This window comes from Sulfitobacter sp. 1A15258 (assembly GCF_043557045.1).
In the GTDB taxonomy this organism is placed as follows: domain Bacteria; phylum Pseudomonadota; class Alphaproteobacteria; order Rhodobacterales; family Rhodobacteraceae; genus Sulfitobacter; species Sulfitobacter faviae.
In genome coordinates, this window is sequence record NZ_JBIFFK010000006.1 from 163,566 (window position 1) to 183,848 (window position 20,283).

Sequence of the window (20,283 nt, forward strand, 5' to 3'; positions counted from 1 at the left end):
GGCCGCCCGGTGCAGCCGCGCGGCGTCAGCCACCGGGGTCCGCATGTCCGCCTTTCCTATCACCCTTGCCACCCCCGCCAGCTACCCGCGCACCCCGCCGCGCGAGAGCGAGGTCGTCGTCATCGGCGGCGGGGTGATCGGCGTGTGCACTGCGCTGTTTCTGGCCCGCGCAGGCAAACAGGTCACGCTCTTGGAAAAGGGCCGCATCGCCGCGGAACAATCCAGCCGCAACTGGGGCTGGATCCGCCAACAAGGGCGCGACCCAGACGAATTGCCGATCATGGTCGAGGCCGCGCGGCTTTGGCGTGAACTGGCGCCTGACCTCGACCGCGACATCGGCTTGCATCAGACCGGCGTCACCTATCTGGCGGGGACCGAGGCCAAGATGCAGGGCTATGCCGACTGGCTGCCCCATGCCAAGGCCCACGGCGTCGACAGCCGGTTGATGGACGCGGGCGAAGTCGCCAAGGCTTTCCCGGGGCTAGCCGGGACCTATGCCGGGGCGCTCACCACCCCCTCGGACATGCGGGCCGAGCCTTGGGTCGCCGTGCCCGCTTTGGCGGCGCTGGCAGCGCGCGAGGGCGTGAAGATCATCGAGAATTGCGCGGTGCGCCGCCTCGACCTCGCCGCCGGTCGCGTGGCGGGCGTGGTGAGCGAGGCGGGCGCGATCCGCTGTTCCTCGGTCGTGCTGGCGGGCGGGGCGTGGTCGGCGCTGTTCCTGCGCGCCCATGGCGTCAGCCTGCCGCAGCTTTCGGTGCGCGAGAGCGTGCTGGCCACCAATGTGCTGCCCGAGGTTCACGCCGGGGCCGCCGCCGAGGCGGGGCTTGCCTTCCGCCGCCGCGCCGATGGCGGCTACACGCTGGCGCCGGGCGGGCGGCCCGATCTTTTCGTCGGCCCCGACGCCTTTCGCGCCCTGCGCCACTACCTGCCGCAACTGCGCCAAAACCCCTTCGGCCAACACCTGCGCGCCGCCGCGCCCCGGGGCTTTCCGGATGCTTGGTCCACGCCTCGGAACTGGCCCGCCGATGCGCACAGCCCCTTCGAGGCGACGCGTATCCTCGACCCCGTGCCTGATCACCGCGCCTTGGGGCGCGCGCTGAAACGTTTCGCCGCGCTCTATCCCGCGTTGCCGCCGATCACCGCCCGCGCCTCTTGGGCCGGGATGATCGATGTGATGCCCGATATCGTGCCGGTGGTGGACCACTGCGCCCAGATTCCGGGCCTTGTCATTGGCACCGGCATGTCCGGCCACGGCTTCGGCATCGGCCCGGCCATGGGGCGGGTGCTCGCGGCTCTGGTCATGGGCGACGCGCCGGGCCATGATCTGAGCAGATTCCGCGCCGACCGCTTTGACGATGGCAGTGCCATCCGCCTTGGTCCGACGCTCTGAGATTATTTGAAAAGGACGTTTCATGCCGATCAAGAACCGCTTTGCCGAGACCCATGCCGAGATCACCGCCTGGCGCCGCCATCTGCACCAGCACCCGGAGCTGATGTTCGACCTGCCCGAGACTTCGCGCTTCGTCGAGGAGAAGCTGCGCAGCTTCGGCATTACCGACATCACCACCGGCATCGCCCAGACCGGCGTGGTCGCGGTGATCGAAGGGCAGAGCAACAGCTCGGGCCGCACCATCGGCCTGCGCGCCGACATGGATGCGCTGCCGATCACCGAGGCGACGGGCCTGCCGCATGCTTCAAAGACCCCCGGCAAGATGCACGCCTGCGGCCATGACGGCCATACGGCGATGCTGCTGGGGGCCGCGCAATACCTTGCCGAAACCCGCAACTTCGATGGCCGCGTGGTGCTGATCTTCCAACCGGCCGAGGAGGGCGGCGGCGGTGGCAACGTCATGGTGCAGGAAGGGCTGATGGACCGTTGGGGCATCGACGAGGTTTACGGCATGCACAACATGCCGGGCCATCCGACGGGGCAATTCGCGATCCGCGAGGGTGCGCTGCTGGCCGCGGCGGATGAGTTCAACATCACGCTGACGGGCCAAGGCGGCCATGCCGCGGCCCCGCATGAGGCGGTGGACACCAACCTCGCCGCGGCGCACGTAATGATCGCGCTGCAATCCATCGCCAGCCGCAACACCGATCCGCTGAAACAGGTCGTGGTCTCGGTCTGCACCCTGCGCAGCGACACCGACAGCAACAACGTCTTGCCGCATCAAGTGCTCTTGCGCGGCACGGTGCGGACGCTGGACGCGGAGGTGCGCGACCTCGCCGAAGGGCGGCTGCATGATCTGACCCGCCTCACGGCGGAGGCGCATCAATGCCGGGCCGAGATCGACTACCATCGCGGCTACCCGGTGACCCGCAACCACGCCGAACAGACCCGCTTTGCCGCCGACATCGCCGACCGGATCACCCCGGGCACCGACCGCGACACGCCGCCGATCATGGCCGGGGAGGATTTCTCCTACATGCTCAACGCCCGACCGGGGGCCTATATCATGATCGGCAACGGCGATGGCGCGACGGTGCATCACCCCGAATACGACTTTGACGATGCCGCGATCCCGGCGGGCTGCTCGTGGTTCGCGCAGGTGGTTGAGGACCGGCTGGCAAGGGCGTAAGCATGTGGCAGATAAATGCGACTGCATGAAAACAGCGCCCAACCCAACTCCGGAGGATACTTCCTAAATGCCCGTTAAGAACCGATTTGCCGAGCTGCACGCCGACATCACCGCATGGCGCCGCGACCTGCATGAAAACCCCGAGATCCTGTTCGAGACCCATCGCACCTCGGCCACCGTGGCCGAAAAGCTGCGCAGCTTCGGCTGCGACGAGGTGGTTGAGGGCATTGGCCGCACCGGTGTCGTCGGCGTGATCAAGGGTAAGGAGACCGGCTCGGGCAAGGTCATCGGGTTGCGCGCCGACATGGACGCGCTGCCGATCCACGAACAGACCGGGCTGGACTATGCCTCCAAGACGGACGGCGCGATGCATGCCTGCGGCCATGACGGCCACACCGCCATGCTGCTCGGTGCCGCGCAATACCTCGCCGAGACCCGCAACTTTGACGGCACTGTCGTGGTGATCTTCCAGCCCGCCGAGGAGGGCGGCGGCGGCGGTCGCGAGATGTGCGAAGACGGCATGATGGAGCGTTGGGGCATTCAGGAAGTCTACGGCATGCACAACTGGCCGGGCATGCCCACGGGCTCCTTCGGCATCCGCGCGGGCTCGTTCTTTGCCGCGACCGATCAGTTCGACATCACCTTCGAAGGCCGCGGCGGCCATGCCGCCAAGCCGCATGAGACCGTTGACACCACCGTGATGTCCGCGCAGGCCGTGCTGGCGCTGCAGACCATCACCGCGCGCAACGCCGACCCGGTGGAGCAGATCGTGGTCTCGGTCACCTCTTTCGAGACCTCCTCAAAAGCCTTCAACGTGATCCCGCAGAAGGTGCAGATCAAAGGCACCGTGCGCACCATGTCCGCCGAGATGCGGGAACTGGCCGAAAAGCGGATCAACGAGATCTGCACCGGCATCGCAGGCACTTTCGGCGGTAGCGCCGATGTGACCTACCATCGCGGCTACCCGGTCATGGTGAACCACGAGGAGCAGACCGAGTTTGCTGCCGACGTGGCACGCTCGATCTCGGGCCAATGCGAGGAAGCGCCGCTCGTGATGGGGGGCGAAGACTTTGCCTTCATGCTGGAGGAACGCCCGGGCGCCTATATCCTTGTCGGCAACGGCGACACGGCGGCGGTGCACCACCCGGAGTATAATTTCAACGACGAAGCCATTCCGGCGGGGTGTAGCTGGTGGGCAGGCATCGTCGAGCAACGGATGCCTGCGGCCTGATCCTACCATCGGTAATGACTAGAGCGCGCCTCCCTTGGGGGGCGCGTTTTGCTTTGGGGGCTAGCCGCGCTCCCAAAGCGCGTTGTAGACGGCTTCGATCCCATCGGCCTCGGCCCGGGCGCTGAAACGCTGTTCGGCCCAGTGGCGCGCGGCCTCGGAGAGGGCGGCTTGATCCTCGCGCTCTAGCAGGGACAGCGCGGCTTGGGCCGCAGCCTCTGCCGCACCCAGCGGCACGACCTTGCCCACGCGGCCCCCGTTCGAGAAAGCGCCGTAATAGCCCGCGTCACTGCCGACGAAAGGCACGCCCGAGGCCAGCGCTTCGAGCGGGACCATGCCATAGCCCTCGTAGCGCGGCAGTTGCACCACCAGCGACAGGGCGCGCATCAGTTTCGGTAGATCGGCTGCGGGATATTCGCCGATGAAAAGCAGCCGGTTGGCAAGGCCCGCGGCCTCGACCTGCGCCTTGAGCTTGGTCAAAAACGCCTCATGTTTGCCGCCCGCCCGGCCAATCACCAGCGCCACCGCGCCGGGGCGTTGGGGCAACAGGCGCAGCATGGCCTCGACGAAAAGGTCGGTGCCTTTCTCAGGCCGGATGCGCCCCACGGTGGCGATGCCATGGGTGCCGCCAAAGCCCAATTGCTCCCAAGCGTTCGCCCGGTTGGTGGCAGGGGAGAAGACATCGGTATCCACCCCATGCGGCACCACGGCGCGGACGTGGGGCACGAACTCCGCCGCGCGTTCGGTCGTCGCAATCACCGCGTCCATCTGCCGGATCAACCAGCGGGGATAGGCCGAATGCAGGCGCTGCGCGGCAGAGGTAAAGACGATCCGGATATTTGCCCCACGCACATCGCGCAGCCAAAGCGCGCTGCGCATTTCCGTGTTGCGGCGCACATGCCAAATGGCGAAGGGGCGGCCTTGGGGGGGATGTTTGCGGGTGATCCGCCCCGCCGCGACGCGGGTCAGTGGCACCGGGCAGCCGGGCAGGGGCTGGCCCACCAGCGCCAAATCATGCCGGTCAAGCTGTTGCCGGATCACATTGGCCGCCGTGGCCGAGACCCCGGTGAAATTACGGTTGTAGTTGGTGACGAAAAGCTCAGGCATCGCTGTCCTCTCGCAGGTGCAGGGCCGTGATCAGACGCTCGGCAATACTGTCGAGCTTGTCGGTCTGCCCGGCGGCATAGGCCTTGGCCGCGGCCACGCCAGAGGCGCGGGCGATATCGTTGCGCAGCAGAGCCCCCACACGGTCCGCCAAATCCTGCGTGCCCGCCACCAGCCGCGCGGCGCCCTCGGCTTCCATCTGGGCATAGGTCTCGGCAAAATTGGTGACATGGGTGCCCGAGAGCACCATCGCCCCGGCCTGCGCGACCTCATAGGGGTTGTGCCCCCCGATCGGGTGCAGCGACCCGCCCAGAAAGACGATGTCGGATAGCGCGTACCATGTGCCCAACTCGCCCAGAGTGTCGGCTAGATAGACCTGTTCGCGCGGCATGTCGCCCCGTGTTCTACGCCCATGCGTCAGACCGTAGCTGGCGATGAGACCGGCCACCTCGTCCCCCCGCTCGGGGTGGCGGGGGGCAAGGATCAAGCACAACCCGGGGATGCGCTCCAGCAGTTGGCGATGCGCCTCTAACACCGCTTTCTCCTCGCCCGGGTGGGTTGAGGAGGCGATCCAGACGGGGCGGCCCTCCAAGGCCGCCCGCGCCTCAGCGATGGTCTCCTCGTCCTGCGGCAGGGGGCCTGCCATGGACTTGAGGTTGATCCCGGGCGTGACCCGGTCAGCCGGGGCGTTGATCGTGGTCATGGCCCGGGCCATGGCGTCATTCTGCGTCAGGATCAGGTTGAACACGCCAAAGAGGAACCCCGCCAGCGCGGGCCGTTTCTGCCAGCTTTCGATTGAGCGTTGCGAGAGGCGGGCGTTGATCAGCGCCATTGCCGTGCCCCGCGCATGGGTCCGCCGCAGCATCTGCGGCCAAAGCTCGCTTTCCACGAAGAGCGCCGCATCGGGGTGCCAATGGTCAAGGAACCGCTTTAGCGGACCGGGGGCGTCGAGCGGGGCGAACTGATGCCGCGTGCGCGGGGGCAGGCGGCCGCCCACCAAATGGGCCGAGGTGGCGGTGCCGGAGGTGATGAGGAAATGCGCCTGCGGCAGGGCGCGCCCCATCCGGTCGATCAGCGCCAGAACCGACAGGCTCTCCCCAACCGAGGCTGCGTGAAACCAGATCAACTGCCCCTCGGGGCGGGGTTGGCTGGCATGGCCCAGCTTTTCGCGCGCGCGTTCCGATGAGACTTCGGCGCGGCGCAGTTTGGCCATGGAGCGCCGCCCGGCCACGGGCAAGATCACACGGCTCGCCGCGACCCATGCCCGGTAGAGAAACGGCACCGCCAATGGCTCAGCCGCCCGTGTGGCTCATGTGGCGGGGCATCTGCCCGTCGACACGCTGCCGCGAATAGTCGAAATCATGGCCTTTGGGCTTGCGGTCGATGGCCGCGCGAATGGCCTCCTGCAACGGCAGGTCCGTGTCCGGGTGGTCGCGCAGAGGTTTGCGCAGATCGGCCACATCCTCTTGGCCCAGACACATAAAAATCTCGCCGGTGCAGGTGACCCGCACGCGGTTACAGCTTTCGCAGAAGTTGTGGCTCAGCGGGGTAATGAAGCCGATCTTCTGCCCGGTCTCCTCCAGCCGCACATAGCGCGCGGGGCCCCCCGTACGCTCAGCCAAATCGGTGACGGTGTAATGCTCGGCATAACGGGCGCGCACGTCGCGCAGCGACCAGTATTGGCCGAAACGATCCTCGTTGCCCAAATCGCCCATCGGCATGACCTCGATCCACGTGAGATCTATGCCCCGCGCGGCGCACCATTCGGTGATATGCAGCAATTCGGGCTCGTTGAAGCCCTTGAGCGCCACGGCGTTGATCTTGATCTTGAGCCCCGCGCGCTGCGCTGCGTCGATCCCGCGCAGCACCTGCGGCAGGCGGCCCCAGCGGGTGATATCCGCGAATTTCTGCTCGTCCAGCGTATCGAGTGAAACATTCACGCGGCGCACCCCGGCGGCGTAGAGATCATCGGCGAAGCGTTCAAGCTGGCTGCCGTTGGTGGTCAGCGTCAGCTCCTTCAGCTTGCCGCTGTCGAGATGCCGTTTCATGCCGTCGAAGAAGGTCATGATGCCGCGGCGGACCAGCGGCTCGCCCCCGGTGATGCGCAGCTTCTCGACGCCGAGGTCGATGAAATTGCTGCACAGGCGGTCGAGCTCCTCCAGCGTCAGCAATTCCTTCTTCGGCAGGAAGGTCATGTTCTCCGACATGCAGTAGACGCAGCGAAAATCGCAGCGGTCGGTGACGGAGACGCGCAGATAGGTGATCGCGCGCATGAAAGGGTCAATGAGGGGTGCTGTCATGCTTTATAGGTAATGCCCCGCCCAACCCGGGGCAAGCGCCATTTGGGCGATTGATAAGGGGGCAGGGCGCGGATAGGCTGCGTGGATGACACGCATAATCTTACCGCTTTTCATCGCCGCCGCCACCGCCGGTTGCAGCAACCTGACGGAACGCCTCGGGATGGATGCCAGCCAGTCTGAGCCTGCACCCGCATCCGCATCGGTCGATGCCACGGCTGAGGCTGCAACGCCGAGCGGACCGGCTCCTGCAACGCGGCCCGCCGCCTCTCCCATCGCCACCGCGGGCAACAGCGCCGAGGCGCTGGATACCACCACGGCGGCAGAGCGCGAAGCGGCCACCCGCGCGCCCGCCAGCGCCGGTGCCGCCTTGGGGTCGACCGTGGTCAGCTTGGGCAGCGCGACGGAACCGGGACTGTGGTTGAAAACACCTCTGGTCGACGCCGAACAGCCGGGGCGGGTGACCAACCCCGCAACGGGCAAATCCGCCGCGGTGACGCTGATCCCGCTGGAGGGGCCCGCAACCGCAGGCAGCCGCATGTCGCTGCCCGCCTTGCGTTTGATCGGGGCGTCGCTGACCGACCTCACAACGGTCGAGGTCTCGACCGAAGGTTAAGGGTCAGCCTGCGCCTTCTGCCTTTTTCAGCAGGCGCAGGGCTTCTTTCACCGCGAAAGGTTTCATCGCCTCCCCATGGGTGGCGATGAAGGCGCTGGTGCGGTCAGCGTCGTGTTTCGACAGATCGCGCAGCCACCAACCGATGGCTTTCTGGATGAACCAGCGGTGATCCGGCACCATCGTCGCGGCCCAGCCGAGGATACGGTCGCGGGCTTCGAGCTCCTCAGGTTTGGGATTGTTCTGCTTGGTCCACGGCAGGGTCGACACCAGCGCAGCGCGCCGGGTCCAGAGGTGATCCGAAGCGACCCAGTTCTCCACTTCGTCCAAGCGCGTCGGATCGGCCACCAGACGTTTCTGCGCCGCCATGCTGGCATGATCGGCAATTGCCCAACTGTCGAAATCGGGGGTCCAGCTTGAGATCAGCGCCCATGCGGCTTGATCTTCCGGGCGCAGCCGCGCCTGGGTGAGCAGTTTTGCCGCGGCGACGCGTGCTTCGAAAATGTCGGACTGCCAAAGGGCATCGGCAAGCGCGACACGGCCCTCGACGTCCAGCGCCGCGCGCCACGATTGGGCAAGCTCCGCAATTTGCGGGTTGGTCAGACCAAGATAGCCTCGGTTGGCTTTGTGATAGGCGCGCATCTCTTCCGCGCGGGCCGGGTTGGCCTGCGCTTGAAGTTCCTCAAGGGCGGTTTCGGGGGTCATTCCACCGTCACCGATTTCGCCAGATTGCGCGGCTGGTCCACATCCGTGCCCTTCGCCACGGCGGTGTGGTAGGCCAGCAACTGCGCCGGAACCGCATAGAGGATCGGGGCCAGCGCATCTGGCACCGGGGGCATCTCGATGCTGAACCAGACGCCGTCATTGGCCTCGGCCTGACCTTTGGCATCGGAGATCAAGATCACCTTGCCCTTGCGCGCCATGACTTCTTGCATGTTGCTGACGGTCTTGTCGAAGAGCGCGTCGCGCGGGGCCATGACGACCACCGGCACATGCTCATCCACCAGCGCGATGGGGCCGTGTTTCAGCTCACCCGATGCATAAGCTTCGGCGTGGATGTAGCTGATTTCTTTGAGTTTTAATGCGCCTTCAAGGGCGAGGGGGTACATCTGGCCCCGACCAAGGAACAGCACGTCGCGGGCATGGGAGAGCTTGAGCGCGGCCTCCTGCATCGCGTCGTTTTGTTCAAGCGCGGTGCTGATGGTCGCGGGCAGCCCCCGGAGGGCTGAGATGTGATCGGCGAAGGTGTCTGCGCTGATCACCTCGCGGTCCCGCACGGCTTTGAGCACCAGCGCGAAGAGGACGACCAACTGGCAGGTGAAGGCCTTGGTTGAGGCCACGCCGACTTCGACACCGGCGTGGATCGGCAGCGCCAGATCGCTTTCGCGGGCGATGGAGCTTTCGGGCACGTTAACGACCGACAGGATACGCGCGGCCTTGCCCTCGCAATAGCGCAGGGCGGCTAGCGTGTCGGCGGTCTCACCCGATTGGCTGACGAAGACCGCCAGCGTCCGGGGCGGGATCGGCGGCTCGCGGTAGCGGAATTCCGAGGCGACATCGATCTCGACCGGCAGGCGGGCGATCTGCTCAAACCAGTATTTCGCAGTGAAACAGGCGAAGGAGGCCGTGCCGCAGGCGACCATGAGGATCCGGTCAAATTGCGTGAAATCAATGTCCTGCGCGCTGATGTTGATCTCGCCTTCGGGGGTGAGGTAATGGCCGATGGCCGCGCCGATCACGCCGGGTTGCTCGGCGATTTCCTTGGCCATGAAGTGTTTGTGCCCCGCCTTGTCGATGCGGGTATTGTCGATTTGCACGGATTTGATCGCGCGGTTGGCGAGCGCCCCGTTGCGGTCGGTGACCTCGACCGAGGTCCGGGTGATGACCGCGCAATCCCCTTCTTCGAGGTAGGCGATCTGGTGGGTCAGCGGGGCAAGCGCGATGGCGTCGCTGCCCACATACATCTCACCCTCGCCATAGCCGATGGCCAAGGGCGAGCCTTTGCGCGCCGCGATCATCAAGTCGTCGTGACCGTCAAAGAGAAAAGCCAGTGCAAAAGCGCCTTCGAGACGTGCAAGCGTCTGTTTGGCGGCCTCTACCGGGCCTGCGCCCTGCGCCATGTGATGCTGGGTCAGGAGGGCGACGGTCTCGGTATCGGTCTCGGTCACGAATTGCGCGCCATGTTCGGCCAGTTCGGCCCGCAGCTCGCGGAAGTTTTCGATGATCCCGTTATGCACCACGGCCACTGGTCCCGCCTGATGCGGGTGGGCATTGGTGACGCTCGGCGCGCCATGGGTGGCCCAGCGGGTGTGGCCGATGCCCGACTTGCCCGCCAGCGGCTCATGCACCAGCGCGTCCGAGAGGTTTACCAGCTTGCCCAAGGCGCGACGCCGCTCAAGCTTGCCTTCGTTCAGGGTCGCGATCCCGGCGCTGTCATAGCCGCGATATTCCAGCCGTTTCAGCGCTTCGACCAAGATCGGCGCGACTTCATGGGTGCCAAGCACCCCGACAATTCCACACATAATTAGCTGCCTCTTTGCAATTTTGCCTTCTTGGCCTTTAAAATTTCGAACATCTTGCGCGCCATGCCGGGTTTCTCAACCTGCGGGGCGCGCGACAGGGCCAGCGCCTCGGGTTCTACGTCCGAGGTGATGACCGAGCCCGAGCCGGTCATCGCACCCTCGCCGATGGTCACCGGGGCCACGAGCATGGTGTTCGACCCGATGAATGCGCCCGCGCCGATGGTGGTGTGATGTTTCATCACTCCGTCATAATTGCAGGTGATCGTGCCCGCGCCGATGTTGCTGCGCGCGCCGACGGTGGCGTCGCCGATATAGCTCAAGTGGTTGACCTTGGCCCCTTCGGCGATCTGCGCGTTCTTCACCTCGACGAAATTGCCGATGCGCACGTCTTCGGCCAGTTCCGCGCCGGGGCGCAGCCGGGCGTAGGGGCCAACCACCCCGCCGCGTGAGACATGGCACCCTTCGAGATGCGAGAAGGCGCGGATGGTGCTGCCGGATTCCACGGTGACATTCGGGCCGAAGACGACATTCGGCTCCACCACTGTATCGCGCCCGATGAAAGTGTCGCGCGACAGGAAGACGGTTTCGGGAGCGACCAAGGTCACGCCGTCTTCCATCAACAGATCGCGGGCGCGGGATTGGAACGCGGCCTCGGCCCTCGCCAGATCAGCGCGGGAGTTCACGCCCATGGTCTCCGCCTCATCGCAGGTGACCACCGTGGCGCTGCGGCCCTCGGCGCGGGCGATGCCGATGATATCGGTGAGGTAGTATTCTTCCGAAGCGTTGTCGTTGCCGACCTTGTCGATCAAATCCAAGAGCAGTTCGGATTTACAGGCCACCACGCCGGAGTTGCACAGGGTAATGGCGCGCTCTTCGGCGGAGGCGTCTTTGAACTCGACGATCCGTTCCAAGGCGTCGCCCTGCATCACCAAACGACCATATCGGGCGGGATCGGCGGCCTCGAACCCCAGAACCACCACGTCATGTGTCGCCAGCGCTTCCTGCATCTTTTCAAGTGTCTCAGGCTGGACGAAGGGCGTGTCACCGTAGAGCACCAGCGCCATGCCATCGAACCCGTCCAGCGCCGGGCGGGCTTGTGCCACCGCATGGGCCGTGCCCAATTGCTCGGTCTGTTCGACCACCTGCGCGTCTTCGTCAAAAAGCGTGGCGGCGGCGCGGACCTGATCGGCCCCGTGCCCGGCCACCACGACTGTATGGCGCGGGCCGAGCATGGCGCCCGCGGCCATGGCGTGTTCCAGCATCGGGGCGGAGGCCACGCGGTGCAGCACCTTTGGCAGGTCCGAGTTCATCCGTGTCCCCTTGCCCGCGGCGAGGATGATCAATGCAGTTTCCATGTAAATCTCTTTGTCCTTCAGCTTGCATTCTCTTTACGCGCTTCGCACAAAGGCGCAAGGTTGCGGCCCATCAAACTAGGTTGCGGACTGCAACACGATGCCATTTTGCAAGGCGGGGTTCCGCCCAAGGAGTATCCAGTGAAGACAGTGGTTTTCGATCTCGACGGCACCTTGGCCGATACCTCGGGCGATTTGATCGCCGCTGCCAATGCCTGTTTCCGCGACATGGGCGAGGGCGATGTGCTGGTCCATGCCGAGGATGCGGGCACTGCGCTGCGCGGCGGGCGGGCGATGCTGACCTTGGGGATGCAAAAGCTGGGCCGTGCCGATGATGCGGCGATGATCGACCACTATTACCCGATGCTGCTCGAAGCCTATGGGCGCGACATCGACACCCATACCATCATGTACCCCGGCGCGATGGAGGCTGTGGCCGCGCTCAAGGCCGCAGGCTACCGCGTGGCGATTTGCACCAACAAACCCGAGGCTTTGGCGGAGTTGCTGCTGACCCGTCTTGGCGTGCGCGATGCATTCGGCGCGATGTTGGGGGCTGATACGCTGGCCGTGCGCAAACCTGACCCGGAACACTTGTTCGAAACCGCCCGCCGTGCCGGGGGCGATCCGGCGCAATGCGTGTTGATTGGAGACAGCGACACCGACCGCAAGACCGCCAAAGCCGCAGGGGTTCCGTGCGTGCTGGTGACCTTCGGCCCCTCGGGCGAAGACATGGCTGCGCTGGAGCCCGAAGCGTTGTTGGACGATTTCGCCGACCTGCCGGAGGTCATCGAACGTTTGATCGGCAAAGCCGCCTGATGGCCGAGCGGTTTACCGGTAGTTTCACGCAGCAAGAGCCGATCCCCGAAGATGCGATCGAGGCGGCAGTGGCGGTGATGCGTCACGGACGGTTGCACCGCTACAACACAGTCCCGGGGGAGGTGGCCGAGGTTGCCCTGCTGGAGCAGGAATTCGCCGCGATGACGGGGGCGAAATACTGCCTCGCCGTGGCCTCGGGCGGCTATGCCATGGCCACGGCGCTGCGCGCAGGAGGGGTGAAACCGGGCGACCGGGTGCTGACCAATGCCTTCACGCTCGCCCCGGTGCCGGGGGCGATTGCCTCGCTCGGCGCGGTTCCGGTTTTTGTCGACGTGACTGAACGCTTGGTGATCGACCTTGACGATCTCGCCGCCAAGGCGGATCAGGCCGATGTGCTGCTGCTTAGCCATATGCGCGGCCATCTGGTGGACATGGACGCTCTAATGGCGCTTTGCGATGCGCGCGGCATCACGGTGATCGAGGATTGCGCCCATACGATGGGGGCGGCGTGGAACGGCAAGCCATCGGGCTCGCAGGGGAAGCTGGGGTGTTTTTCCTGCCAGACCTATAAACATGTGAACGCGGGCGAGGGCGGGTTGCTGATCACCGATGATGCCGAGGTCGCGGCGCGGGCGATCATGCTGTCGGGGTCTTACATGCTCTATGACCGCCACGCCGCCGCGCCGGGGCCGGAGGCTTTTGAGACGATCCGCTATGAGACGCCCAATATCTCGGGACGGATGGACAACCTGCGCGCCGCGGTCCTGCGCCCGCAGTTGCGGCGGCTGCCGGAACAGGTGGCGCGCTGGAATGAGCGCTATCGGAGGATTGAGGCGGGGCTACGCGACACGCCGGGGCTCACGGTCATCGACCGGTCCGAGGCGGAGGGCATCGTCGGCTCGTCAATCCAATTCCTGCTGAAAGGTTGGTCGTCGGAGGATGTCGAGGCGGTACTATCGCGCTGCGCTGCGCGCGGGGTGGAGTTGAAATGGTTCGGCAGGGCCGAGCCTATGGGCTTCACCAGCCGCTATGACACATGGCGCTATGCGCGGGCTGAAAGAATGCCCGCCAGCGATGCGGTGCTGGCGGGGTTGATCGACATGCGTGTGCCGCTGACCTTTTCGCTGGAGGATTGCGCCCTGATCGCGCGGATCATCCGCGCCGAGGTCAGCGCCGTTTTTCAAGGGGGCTAGGCTTAGAAACGGATGGTGCCGTGTTTGCCCATGTCGGGCTTTTGGCCGGTCATCTGCGCCTTGCCGATCTCATAGAGGAACTTGAACCCACCATCGGTCGCCCAAACCTCGGCTTCGGTGAGGTCAAAGCGGATCAATTGCACGTCCGGGTCTTGCTTGCCGTCCTCGAACCATGCGCCCGCGATGGCGTTCCAAATCTTGTCCAACTCAGTCGGGTTGGTCACGGCAGAGACATGGCCGTCGATCCGCGCCCAGAGGGATTCGTCTTTGCTGGCGATCAGGTATTCAGCGGCGGCGCGTCCTTCGGCGGATTGCGCCAGATCGGTGCCCTTGGCAGTGATGAACCACAGCACGGCGGCGCGGTCGTCTTCGTCGATGTAATGGGTCATTGGGATCGCGCGGGCGGTCTTGGTCATCAGCATCCCGGCGCGGGTGTCGTCCAGACGGTCCCAGAACTCTTTTTTCAGATCATCGCTCATTTGCATCTCGCTTTGTTGTAGTGTTCGCTTGGTCGCAGGGCCAACCCGCCGCGGCGCGGGGCGGTTCCACATCGCGCCGCTTGACGCAAAGCAGGCGGGGCGGTAGGTAATGAACAAGCGTTCAATAAATCGGGGGGAGAAGCCGTGTTCAACGCAAGTATGCAGTTTGATCTGGGAGAAGACGTCGCGGCCATGCGGGAGATGGTGCACCGCTGGGCGCAGGAGCGCGTCAAGCCGATGGCCGCCGAGATCGACAGCAAGAACGAATTCCCCGCCGAGCTTTGGCAGGAAATGGGTGAGCTGGGCCTTCTGGGCATGACCGTCGAGGAAGAGTTCGGCGGCTCGGGGCTGGGCTATGTCGCCCATACCGTCGCGGTGGAAGAGATCGCCCGGGCCTCGGCTTCGGTCTCACTCTCCTACGGGGCGCATTCCAACCTCTGCGTGAACCAGATCAAGCTGAACGGCACCCCGGAGCAGAAGGCGCAGTTCCTGCCCAAGCTCTGTTCGGGCGAGCATGTCGGCGCGTTGGCCATGTCCGAAGTGGGCGCGGGCAGCGATGTGGTCAGCATGAAGCTGCATGCCGAGAAGCGGAACGACCACTTCCGTCTGAACGGCAACAAGTATTGGATCACCAACGGCCCCGACGCCGAGACGCTGGTGGTCTATGCCAAGACCGACCCGGATGCCGGCTCCAAGGGCATCACTGCCTTTTTGATCGAGAAGTCTATGAAGGGTTTCTCGACCTCCAAGCATTTCGACAAGCTCGGCATGCGCGGCTCGAACACCGCGGAATTGATCTTTGAAGACTGCGAAGTGCCCTTCGAGAACATTCTCGGCGAAGAGGGCAAGGGCGTGCGCGTGCTGATGTCGGGCCTCGATTACGAGCGCGTCGTGCTGGCGGGCATCGGCCTTGGCATCATGGCCGCCTGTCTGGATGAGATCATGCCCTACATGGCCGAGCGCAAGCAGTTCGGCCAGCGCATCGGGGATTTCCAACTGATGCAGGGCAAGATGGCGGATATGTACACCGCGATGAACTCGGCGCGGGCCTATGTCTACAGCGTGGCGCAGGCCTGTGACCGGGGTGATGTGACTCGTCAGGATGCCGCGGCTTGCTGTCTTTATGCCTCGGAGCAGGCCATGGTGCAGGCGCATCAGGCGGTGCAGGCGATGGGCGGCGCGGGCTATCTGTCCGACAACCCGGTGGGCCGCATCTTTCGCGATGCCAAGCTGATGGAGATCGGCGCGGGCACGTCTGAGATCCGCCGCATGCTGGTGGGCCGTGAGATGATGGGGGCGATGTGATGCGCGCCCTCCTGCTGGCCTGCGCGTTTCTGGCGGGGCCGGTATCCGCGCAGGACATCACCTATTCCGATGCCGCCACGGCGGACTGTCTGGCCGGGGCCGAAGAGTTTGCAGACCAGCGCGCCTGTATCGGTCTTTCGGCGAACCTCTGTATGGAAGGGCCGGGCGGCTATTCGACCGTCGGCATGGGCGGGTGTCTCGATGCCGAGTTGACCTTTTGGGACGGCCTGCTGAACGAGAATTACCGCGCCCGCATGGTGCAATCCAAATCCGCCGATGAGGAGAATGCCCTCTACCAGCCGCAACTGCCTTCGCAGGCCGAGGCGCTGCGTGACATGCAGCGCGCGTGGATTACCTTCCGCGATGCCGCCTGCGATTATGAACGCAGCCAATGGGGCGGTGGCACTGGCGGCGGGCCTGCAACCTTGGCCTGCTTGATGCAGATGACGGGGGAACAGGCGCTGCGTTTGGGGGCGGCCTATTAACCGCATCTCGCTGTGTCGGCCAAACAGGACGGAGGGATCAGGATGGAAAACCTGATAGAACTGGAGACAGAAGGCGGTGTCCTGCACCACTTTCTGCCTTGGCTGATCGAGGGGTTCGAGATCCTCGCCGCGGTCATCGACATCGCCGCCATCATTCTGCTGCTGATCGGTGCGGCACGTTTCCTGACCGGGGTGACGATCGCCGAGGTTTCCAAGAAAGGCCCCGAGCGTGTGCGCCGCACCAACCGCGAGCGGATCGAACTGGGGCGCTACATCCTCGCGGGGCTGGAACTCTTCATCGTCTCGGATGTGATCCACACCGCGATCAGCCTGCGGTTTGCGGACCTGCTCTTCCTGCTGATGCTGGTCATCATCCGCTCCATCACCTCCTACTTCCTTGACCGGGAGCTGGAGCAACTGAAGAAGGAACTTGGCCGTGACTGACTATTCCGATCTCAAGGCGCTCTACGTCAACTGCTCGCTCAAGAAGACCCCGGGCGACAGCCACACCCAGCTTCTGATGAACGCCAGCGCGGGGATCATGGAGGCGCAGGGCGTGGGTGTCGAACACCTCTACCTGCTGGATCACCAAGTGCCGCCGGGCGTCTATCCGGACATGACCGAACACGGCTGGGACCGCGACGACTGGCCCGCGATCTGGGAGAAGGTCTTGGCCGCCGACATTCTGATCATCGGCACGCCTTTGTGGCTGGGCGAGGAGAGCAGTGTCTGCCGTGTGCTGATCGAGCGGCTCTATGCCATGAGCGGTGAGCTCAACGACAAGGGCCAGTCGGTCTTTTACGGCAAGGTCGGCGGCACCGTGGTGACGGGCAACGAGGACGGCATCAAACATGTCGCCATGACCACCGGTTTCGCGATGAACCATCTGGGCTACACGATCCCGCCGCAGGCCGATTGTGGCTGGATTGGCGAGGCCGGGCCGGGGCCGTCTTACGGCGACGATGTCGATGGCAAGCGCGCGGGTTTCGACAACGAGTTCACGCAGCGCAACACCACGATCATGACATGGAACGCCCTGCATCTGGCACGCATGCTGAAGGACGCGGGCGGCTACCCGCGGCAGGGCAATGACCGCAACGCCTGGGACGCAGGCGCGCGGTTCGATTTCGAAAATCCGGAGTACCGAAGCTGATATGAAGAACGAAGGCGACTGGCCCATCTGGCAGGGCAACATGGCGGCGCAATGCCTCGCCCAGCCCGACGATGCACTGGCGATCATCGACCTGACCGCTACAGAGCGGCGCGACGTGAGCTACGGCGCGCTGCACGAGATGGTCGACGGTCTGGCCCGCGCGCTGAAAACGCAGGTCGCGCGCGGCGACCGGGTGGGCGTGCTGCTCAGCCAGTCGCCGTGGTGCGCGGCGGCGCATCTGGCGATCTGGAAGATCGGCGCGATCTCGGTGCCGCTGTTCAAACTGTTCAAACGGGACGCGCTGGCCAGCCGGGTGGGTGACGCGGGCTGCGAAATCGTGCTGACCGATGCGGAAGGCGCGGAACTGCTCGGCGATCTGGCCACCCCGTGGATCGCGGCGGAGGCTGGCGTGGACGGTGAGGCGGTGGAATTCGCCGAGGTCGGCCCCGAAGACCCCGCCGTGCTGATCTACACCTCCGGCACCACCGGCACGCCGAAAGGCGCGTTGCACGGGCACCGGGTGCTCTCGGGCCATTTGCCGGGCGTGTCGGTCAGCCATGACCATCTGGGGCAGGCGGGCGATTGCCTTTGGACCCCGGCGGATTGGGCGTGGATCGGCGGGCTTTTCGACGTGGCGATGCCGGCGTTGGCGCTTGGTGTGCCGGTTGTGGCCGCACGGATGCCGAAGTTCACCGTCGAAGGCTGCGCCGAGGTGATCGCGAAGGGCGGCGTGCGCAACGTTTTCTTCCCGCCCACGGCGCTGCGGATGCTGAAGGCCGCAAATGTGTCGCTGCCGGGGCTGCGCTCGGTCGCCAGCGGCGGCGAGCCTTTGGGTGCCGAGATGCTGGCTTGGGGCCGCAACGCATTTGGCCTCGAGATCAACGAATTCTACGGCCAGACCGAATGCAACATGGTCGCCTCTAGCTGCGGCGTGGATTTCCCCGCGCAACCCGGCTGCATCGGCAAGCCGGTGCCGGGGTTCGAGATCGCCGTGCTGGATGATGACGGCCAGCCTACCGATGCCGAGGGCGACGTGGCGGTGCGCAAAGGCGCGCCATCGATGATGCTGCGCTATTGGAACCGGCCTGAGGAAACGGCGGCGAAGTTCCACGGCGACTGGCTGTTGACGGGCGATCGGGGCATCTGGGAGGGCGAGTATCTGCGCTTTGTGGGGCGCGAGGACGACGTGATCACCTCCGCCGGCTACCGCATCGGTCCGGCCGAGATCGAGGATTGCCTGCTCACCCATGACGCTGTGGCGACCTGCGGCGTGGTGGGCAAGCCCGACGCGCTGCGCACCGAGATCGTGAAGGCCTATGTGGTGCTGAAACCCGGCGCCAAGGTCGAAGAGAAAGAGCTGCAGGACTGGGTAAAGGAGCGGCTCGCGAGCTACTCCTACCCCCGTGAGATCGCATTCGTGGAGGACCTGCCGATGACCGTCACCGGCAAGGTGATCCGCAAGGAATTGAAGCGTCTGGCGGCGCGAGAGAATGAGGACGTAACATGAAACTGACATCCCAAGCCCTGCCATCCTCGGATGCCTACAAGGCCAACGAGATGGCGCATCTGAAAGCGCTCAGCGAGGTCCGCGAGGCCGCCGAGGCCGCCGCCCTAGGCGGCGGCGAAAAATCCCGCGCCCGGCATGAAAGCCGCGGCAAGATGCTCCCCAGAGAGCGGGTGGCGAACCTTCTCGACCCCGGCAGCCCGTTTCTGGAGATCGGCGCCACAGCAGCGCATGGGCTTTATGGCGGCGCGGCACCCTGTGCGGGCGTGATCGCGGGCATTGGTCGGGTGCAGGGCCATGAGGTCATGGTGGTCTGCAACGACGCCACCGTGAAGGGCGGCACCTACTACCCGATGACGGTGAAAAAACACCTCCGCGCGCAGGAGATCGCCGAGGCCAACCATCTGCCCTGCATCTATTTGGTCGACAGCGGCGGCGCGAACCTGCCGAACCAAGACGAAGTCTTCCCCGACCGCGACCATTTCGGCGCGATCTTCTACAACCAGGCCCGGATGAGCGCCAAGGGCATCGCGCAGATCGCCGTGGTGATGGGGTCTTGTACCGCAGGCGGCGCCTATGTGCCTGCGATGTCGGACGTCACCATCATCGTGAAAGAGCAGGGCACGATCTTCCTTGCCGGCCCGCCCTTGGTGAAGGCGGCGACGGGCGAGGTGGTCTCGGCCGAAGACCTCGGCGGCGGCGACGTGCACACGCGCCTGTCGGGCGTGGCGGATTACCTCGCCGAGGACGACGCCCATGCGCTGGCACTGGCGCGCCGCGCGGTGGGACAGCTTAACAAGACCAAGCCGAAAACGGTCGATTGGGCCAGCCCCGAAGAGCCCGCCTATGACCCCGCCGAGATGCTGGGCGTCGTGCCCGCCGACCTGCGCACGCCCTATGACATCCGCGAGGTCATCATGCGGCTCGTGGACGGCAGCCGCTTCGACGAGTTCAAGTCCCGCTTCGGCGAAACGCTGGTCTGCGGCTTTGCCCATGTGAAGGGCTGCCCCGTCGGCATCATCGCCAACAACGGCGTGCTGTTTTCCGAAGCCGCCCAGAAGGGCGCGCATTTCGTGGAGCTTTGCAGCCAGCGCAACATCCCGCTGGTGTTCTTGCAGAACATCACCGGCTTCATGGTCGGCCGAAAATACGAGAACGAGGGCATCGCCCGCCACGGTGCCAAGATGGTGACGGCGGTGGCCACCACCAATGTGCCCAAGATCACCATGCTGGTGGGCGGCTCCTTCGGGGCGGGCAACTACGGCATGTCGGGCCGCGCCTATAGGCCGCGGTTCCTCTGGGCATGGCCCAACAGCCGCATTTCCGTCATGGGCGGCGCGCAGGCGGCGGGGGTTCTGGCCACCGTCAAGCGCGACGCGATGGAACGCGCGGGCGAGACATGGACCGAGGAGGAAGAGACCGCCTTCAAACAGCCCACGATCGACATGTTCGAGGAGCAGAGCCACCCGCTCTATGCCTCGGCGCGGCTGTGGGACGACGGGATCATTGATCCGCGCAAGAGCCGCGACGTGCTCTACCTGAGCCTCTCGGCCAGTCTGAACGCGCCGATCGAGCCGACGAAATTTGGATTGTTCCGGATGTGATCGCCGCGCGGCTCCGGGGGGGACCCCCCCCGGAACGCGCGCCATATTT

Annotated in this window: 19 protein-coding genes; 12 read left to right on the forward strand and 7 right to left on the reverse strand. The window is 65.2% G+C overall.

From position 1 onward, the window contains the following. Positions 1-43 precede the first annotated feature (43 nt). From ACGYK9_RS13885 to ACGYK9_RS13895, 3 genes are all read left to right on the forward strand, one after another. Positions 44-1,390: an NAD(P)/FAD-dependent oxidoreductase gene (locus ACGYK9_RS13885; RefSeq protein WP_394412192.1), complete on the forward strand. Its 1,347-nt coding sequence runs from the start codon at positions 44-46 to the stop codon at positions 1,388-1,390. A gap of 22 nt (positions 1,391-1,412) precedes the next feature. After that, positions 1,413-2,579, forward strand: coding sequence for a M20 aminoacylase family protein (locus tag ACGYK9_RS13890; RefSeq protein ID WP_394412195.1), 1,167 nt, complete (start codon positions 1,413-1,415; stop codon positions 2,577-2,579). A gap of 67 nt (positions 2,580-2,646) precedes the next feature. Beyond that, entirely contained in the window at positions 2,647-3,810 is a 1,164-nt protein-coding gene (locus ACGYK9_RS13895; protein ID WP_276154301.1) for a M20 aminoacylase family protein, read from the forward strand. Between the two features lie 60 nt (positions 3,811-3,870). On the opposite strand, the gene ACGYK9_RS13900 is transcribed toward ACGYK9_RS13895, so the two are convergent. The 3 genes from ACGYK9_RS13900 to moaA are packed head-to-tail and all read right to left on the reverse strand — an operon-like array spanning position 3,871 to position 7,211. After that, positions 3,871-4,914, reverse strand: coding sequence for a glycosyltransferase family 4 protein (locus ACGYK9_RS13900; protein WP_394412198.1), 1,044 nt, complete (start codon positions 4,912-4,914; stop codon positions 3,871-3,873). Then, positions 4,907-6,199: a 3-deoxy-D-manno-octulosonic acid transferase gene (locus tag ACGYK9_RS13905; protein WP_394412201.1), complete on the reverse strand. Its 1,293-nt coding sequence runs from the start codon at positions 6,197-6,199 to the stop codon at positions 4,907-4,909. Before ACGYK9_RS13905 ends, ACGYK9_RS13900 begins: the two co-directional genes overlap by 8 nt. 4 nt (positions 6,200-6,203) lie before the next feature. Further along, the gene (gene moaA, locus ACGYK9_RS13910) at positions 6,204-7,211 is read right to left on the reverse strand and encodes a GTP 3',8-cyclase MoaA (RefSeq protein ID WP_067263351.1); all 1,008 of its coding nucleotides are present in this window, start codon (positions 7,209-7,211) and stop codon (positions 6,204-6,206) included. Between the two features lie 85 nt (positions 7,212-7,296). Here moaA and ACGYK9_RS13915 point away from each other — a divergent pair, with 85 nt between their 5' ends. After that, complete coding sequence (locus ACGYK9_RS13915; RefSeq protein WP_394412206.1) at positions 7,297-7,824, forward strand: hypothetical protein; 528 nt, start codon at positions 7,297-7,299, stop codon at positions 7,822-7,824. 3 nt (positions 7,825-7,827) lie between these two features. Here the strand turns inward: ACGYK9_RS13915 and ACGYK9_RS13920 are convergent, their stop codons facing one another. The 3 genes from ACGYK9_RS13920 to glmU are packed head-to-tail and all read right to left on the reverse strand — an operon-like array spanning position 7,828 to position 11,698. Further along, the gene (locus tag ACGYK9_RS13920; RefSeq protein WP_394412209.1) at positions 7,828-8,526 is read right to left on the reverse strand and encodes a DNA alkylation repair protein; all 699 of its coding nucleotides are present in this window, start codon (positions 8,524-8,526) and stop codon (positions 7,828-7,830) included. Next, positions 8,523-10,343 (reverse strand): glutamine--fructose-6-phosphate transaminase (isomerizing), encoded by a 1,821-nt coding sequence (gene glmS, locus ACGYK9_RS13925; RefSeq protein ID WP_394412212.1) that lies wholly within the window; start codon positions 10,341-10,343, stop codon positions 8,523-8,525. Before glmS ends, ACGYK9_RS13920 begins: the two co-directional genes overlap by 4 nt. A gap of 2 nt (positions 10,344-10,345) precedes the next feature. Beyond that, complete coding sequence (gene glmU, locus ACGYK9_RS13930) at positions 10,346-11,698, reverse strand: bifunctional UDP-N-acetylglucosamine diphosphorylase/glucosamine-1-phosphate N-acetyltransferase GlmU (protein ID WP_394412215.1); 1,353 nt, start codon at positions 11,696-11,698, stop codon at positions 10,346-10,348. 138 nt (positions 11,699-11,836) lie between these two features. Here glmU and ACGYK9_RS13935 point away from each other — a divergent pair, with 138 nt between their 5' ends. Continuing rightward, positions 11,837-12,511, forward strand: coding sequence for an HAD-IIIA family hydrolase (locus ACGYK9_RS13935; protein ID WP_067263363.1), 675 nt, complete (start codon positions 11,837-11,839; stop codon positions 12,509-12,511). Continuing rightward, on the forward strand, positions 12,511-13,704 hold the full coding sequence (locus tag ACGYK9_RS13940) for a DegT/DnrJ/EryC1/StrS family aminotransferase (RefSeq protein ID WP_394412219.1): 1,194 nt from the start codon (positions 12,511-12,513) through the stop codon (positions 13,702-13,704). The genes ACGYK9_RS13935 and ACGYK9_RS13940 overlap by 1 nt, the downstream gene beginning before the upstream one ends. A 2-nt stretch (positions 13,705-13,706) precedes the next feature. Here ACGYK9_RS13940 and ACGYK9_RS13945 read toward each other — a convergent pair whose 3' ends face one another. Continuing rightward, positions 13,707-14,183, reverse strand: coding sequence for a pyridoxamine 5'-phosphate oxidase family protein (locus tag ACGYK9_RS13945; RefSeq protein WP_209217986.1), 477 nt, complete (start codon positions 14,181-14,183; stop codon positions 13,707-13,709). 144 nt (positions 14,184-14,327) lie between these two features. Between ACGYK9_RS13945 and ACGYK9_RS13950 the strand changes: the two genes are divergently transcribed. The 6 genes from ACGYK9_RS13950 to ACGYK9_RS13975 are packed head-to-tail and all read left to right on the forward strand — an operon-like array spanning position 14,328 to position 20,234. Further along, a complete protein-coding gene (locus ACGYK9_RS13950; protein WP_271693430.1) occupies positions 14,328-15,488 on the forward strand; it encodes an isovaleryl-CoA dehydrogenase in 1,161 nt (386 codons plus the stop codon). Then, positions 15,488-15,973 carry a lysozyme inhibitor LprI family protein gene (locus ACGYK9_RS13955; protein WP_394412222.1) on the forward strand — a complete coding sequence of 162 codons (486 nt, stop codon included), beginning with the start codon at positions 15,488-15,490 and terminating at the stop codon, positions 15,971-15,973. The genes ACGYK9_RS13950 and ACGYK9_RS13955 overlap by 1 nt, the downstream gene beginning before the upstream one ends. 42 nt (positions 15,974-16,015) lie before the next feature. Continuing rightward, the gene (locus tag ACGYK9_RS13960; protein WP_271693432.1) at positions 16,016-16,417 is read left to right on the forward strand and encodes a DUF1622 domain-containing protein; all 402 of its coding nucleotides are present in this window, start codon (positions 16,016-16,018) and stop codon (positions 16,415-16,417) included. After that, on the forward strand, positions 16,410-17,126 hold the full coding sequence (locus ACGYK9_RS13965; RefSeq protein WP_394412226.1) for a flavodoxin family protein: 717 nt from the start codon (positions 16,410-16,412) through the stop codon (positions 17,124-17,126). The genes ACGYK9_RS13960 and ACGYK9_RS13965 overlap by 8 nt, the downstream gene beginning before the upstream one ends. 1 nt (position 17,127) lies before the next feature. Then, positions 17,128-18,633 (forward strand): AMP-binding protein, encoded by a 1,506-nt coding sequence (locus ACGYK9_RS13970; RefSeq protein WP_394412229.1) that lies wholly within the window; start codon positions 17,128-17,130, stop codon positions 18,631-18,633. Beyond that, positions 18,630-20,234, forward strand: coding sequence for a carboxyl transferase domain-containing protein (locus ACGYK9_RS13975; RefSeq protein ID WP_394412232.1), 1,605 nt, complete (start codon positions 18,630-18,632; stop codon positions 20,232-20,234). The genes ACGYK9_RS13970 and ACGYK9_RS13975 overlap by 4 nt, the downstream gene beginning before the upstream one ends. The last annotated feature ends 49 nt before the right edge of the window (positions 20,235-20,283 follow it).

Coding starts and splice junctions, on each gene's coding strand:
- ACGYK9_RS13885 (WP_394412192.1), top strand. CDS start 44: ATGTCCGCCTTTCCTATCACCCTTGCCACCCCCGCCAGCTACCCGCGC.
- ACGYK9_RS13890 (WP_394412195.1), top strand. CDS start 1,413: ATGCCGATCAAGAACCGCTTTGCCGAGACCCATGCCGAGATCACCGCC.
- ACGYK9_RS13895 (WP_276154301.1), top strand. CDS start 2,647: ATGCCCGTTAAGAACCGATTTGCCGAGCTGCACGCCGACATCACCGCA.
- ACGYK9_RS13900 (WP_394412198.1), bottom strand. CDS start 4,914: ATGCCTGAGCTTTTCGTCACCAACTACAACCGTAATTTCACCGGGGTC.
- moaA (WP_067263351.1), bottom strand. CDS start 7,211: ATGACAGCACCCCTCATTGACCCTTTCATGCGCGCGATCACCTATCTG.
- ACGYK9_RS13915 (WP_394412206.1), top strand. CDS start 7,297: ATGACACGCATAATCTTACCGCTTTTCATCGCCGCCGCCACCGCCGGT.
- ACGYK9_RS13920 (WP_394412209.1), bottom strand. CDS start 8,526: ATGACCCCCGAAACCGCCCTTGAGGAACTTCAAGCGCAGGCCAACCCG.
- glmS (WP_394412212.1), bottom strand. CDS start 10,343: ATGTGTGGAATTGTCGGGGTGCTTGGCACCCATGAAGTCGCGCCGATC.
- glmU (WP_394412215.1), bottom strand. CDS start 11,698: ATGGAAACTGCATTGATCATCCTCGCCGCGGGCAAGGGGACACGGATG.
- ACGYK9_RS13940 (WP_394412219.1), top strand. CDS start 12,511: ATGGCCGAGCGGTTTACCGGTAGTTTCACGCAGCAAGAGCCGATCCCC.
- ACGYK9_RS13945 (WP_209217986.1), bottom strand. CDS start 14,183: ATGAGCGATGATCTGAAAAAAGAGTTCTGGGACCGTCTGGACGACACC.
- ACGYK9_RS13955 (WP_394412222.1), top strand. CDS start 15,488: ATGCGCGCCCTCCTGCTGGCCTGCGCGTTTCTGGCGGGGCCGGTATCC.
- ACGYK9_RS13960 (WP_271693432.1), top strand. CDS start 16,016: ATGGAAAACCTGATAGAACTGGAGACAGAAGGCGGTGTCCTGCACCAC.
- ACGYK9_RS13970 (WP_394412229.1), top strand. CDS start 17,128: ATGAAGAACGAAGGCGACTGGCCCATCTGGCAGGGCAACATGGCGGCG.
- ACGYK9_RS13975 (WP_394412232.1), top strand. CDS start 18,630: ATGAAACTGACATCCCAAGCCCTGCCATCCTCGGATGCCTACAAGGCC.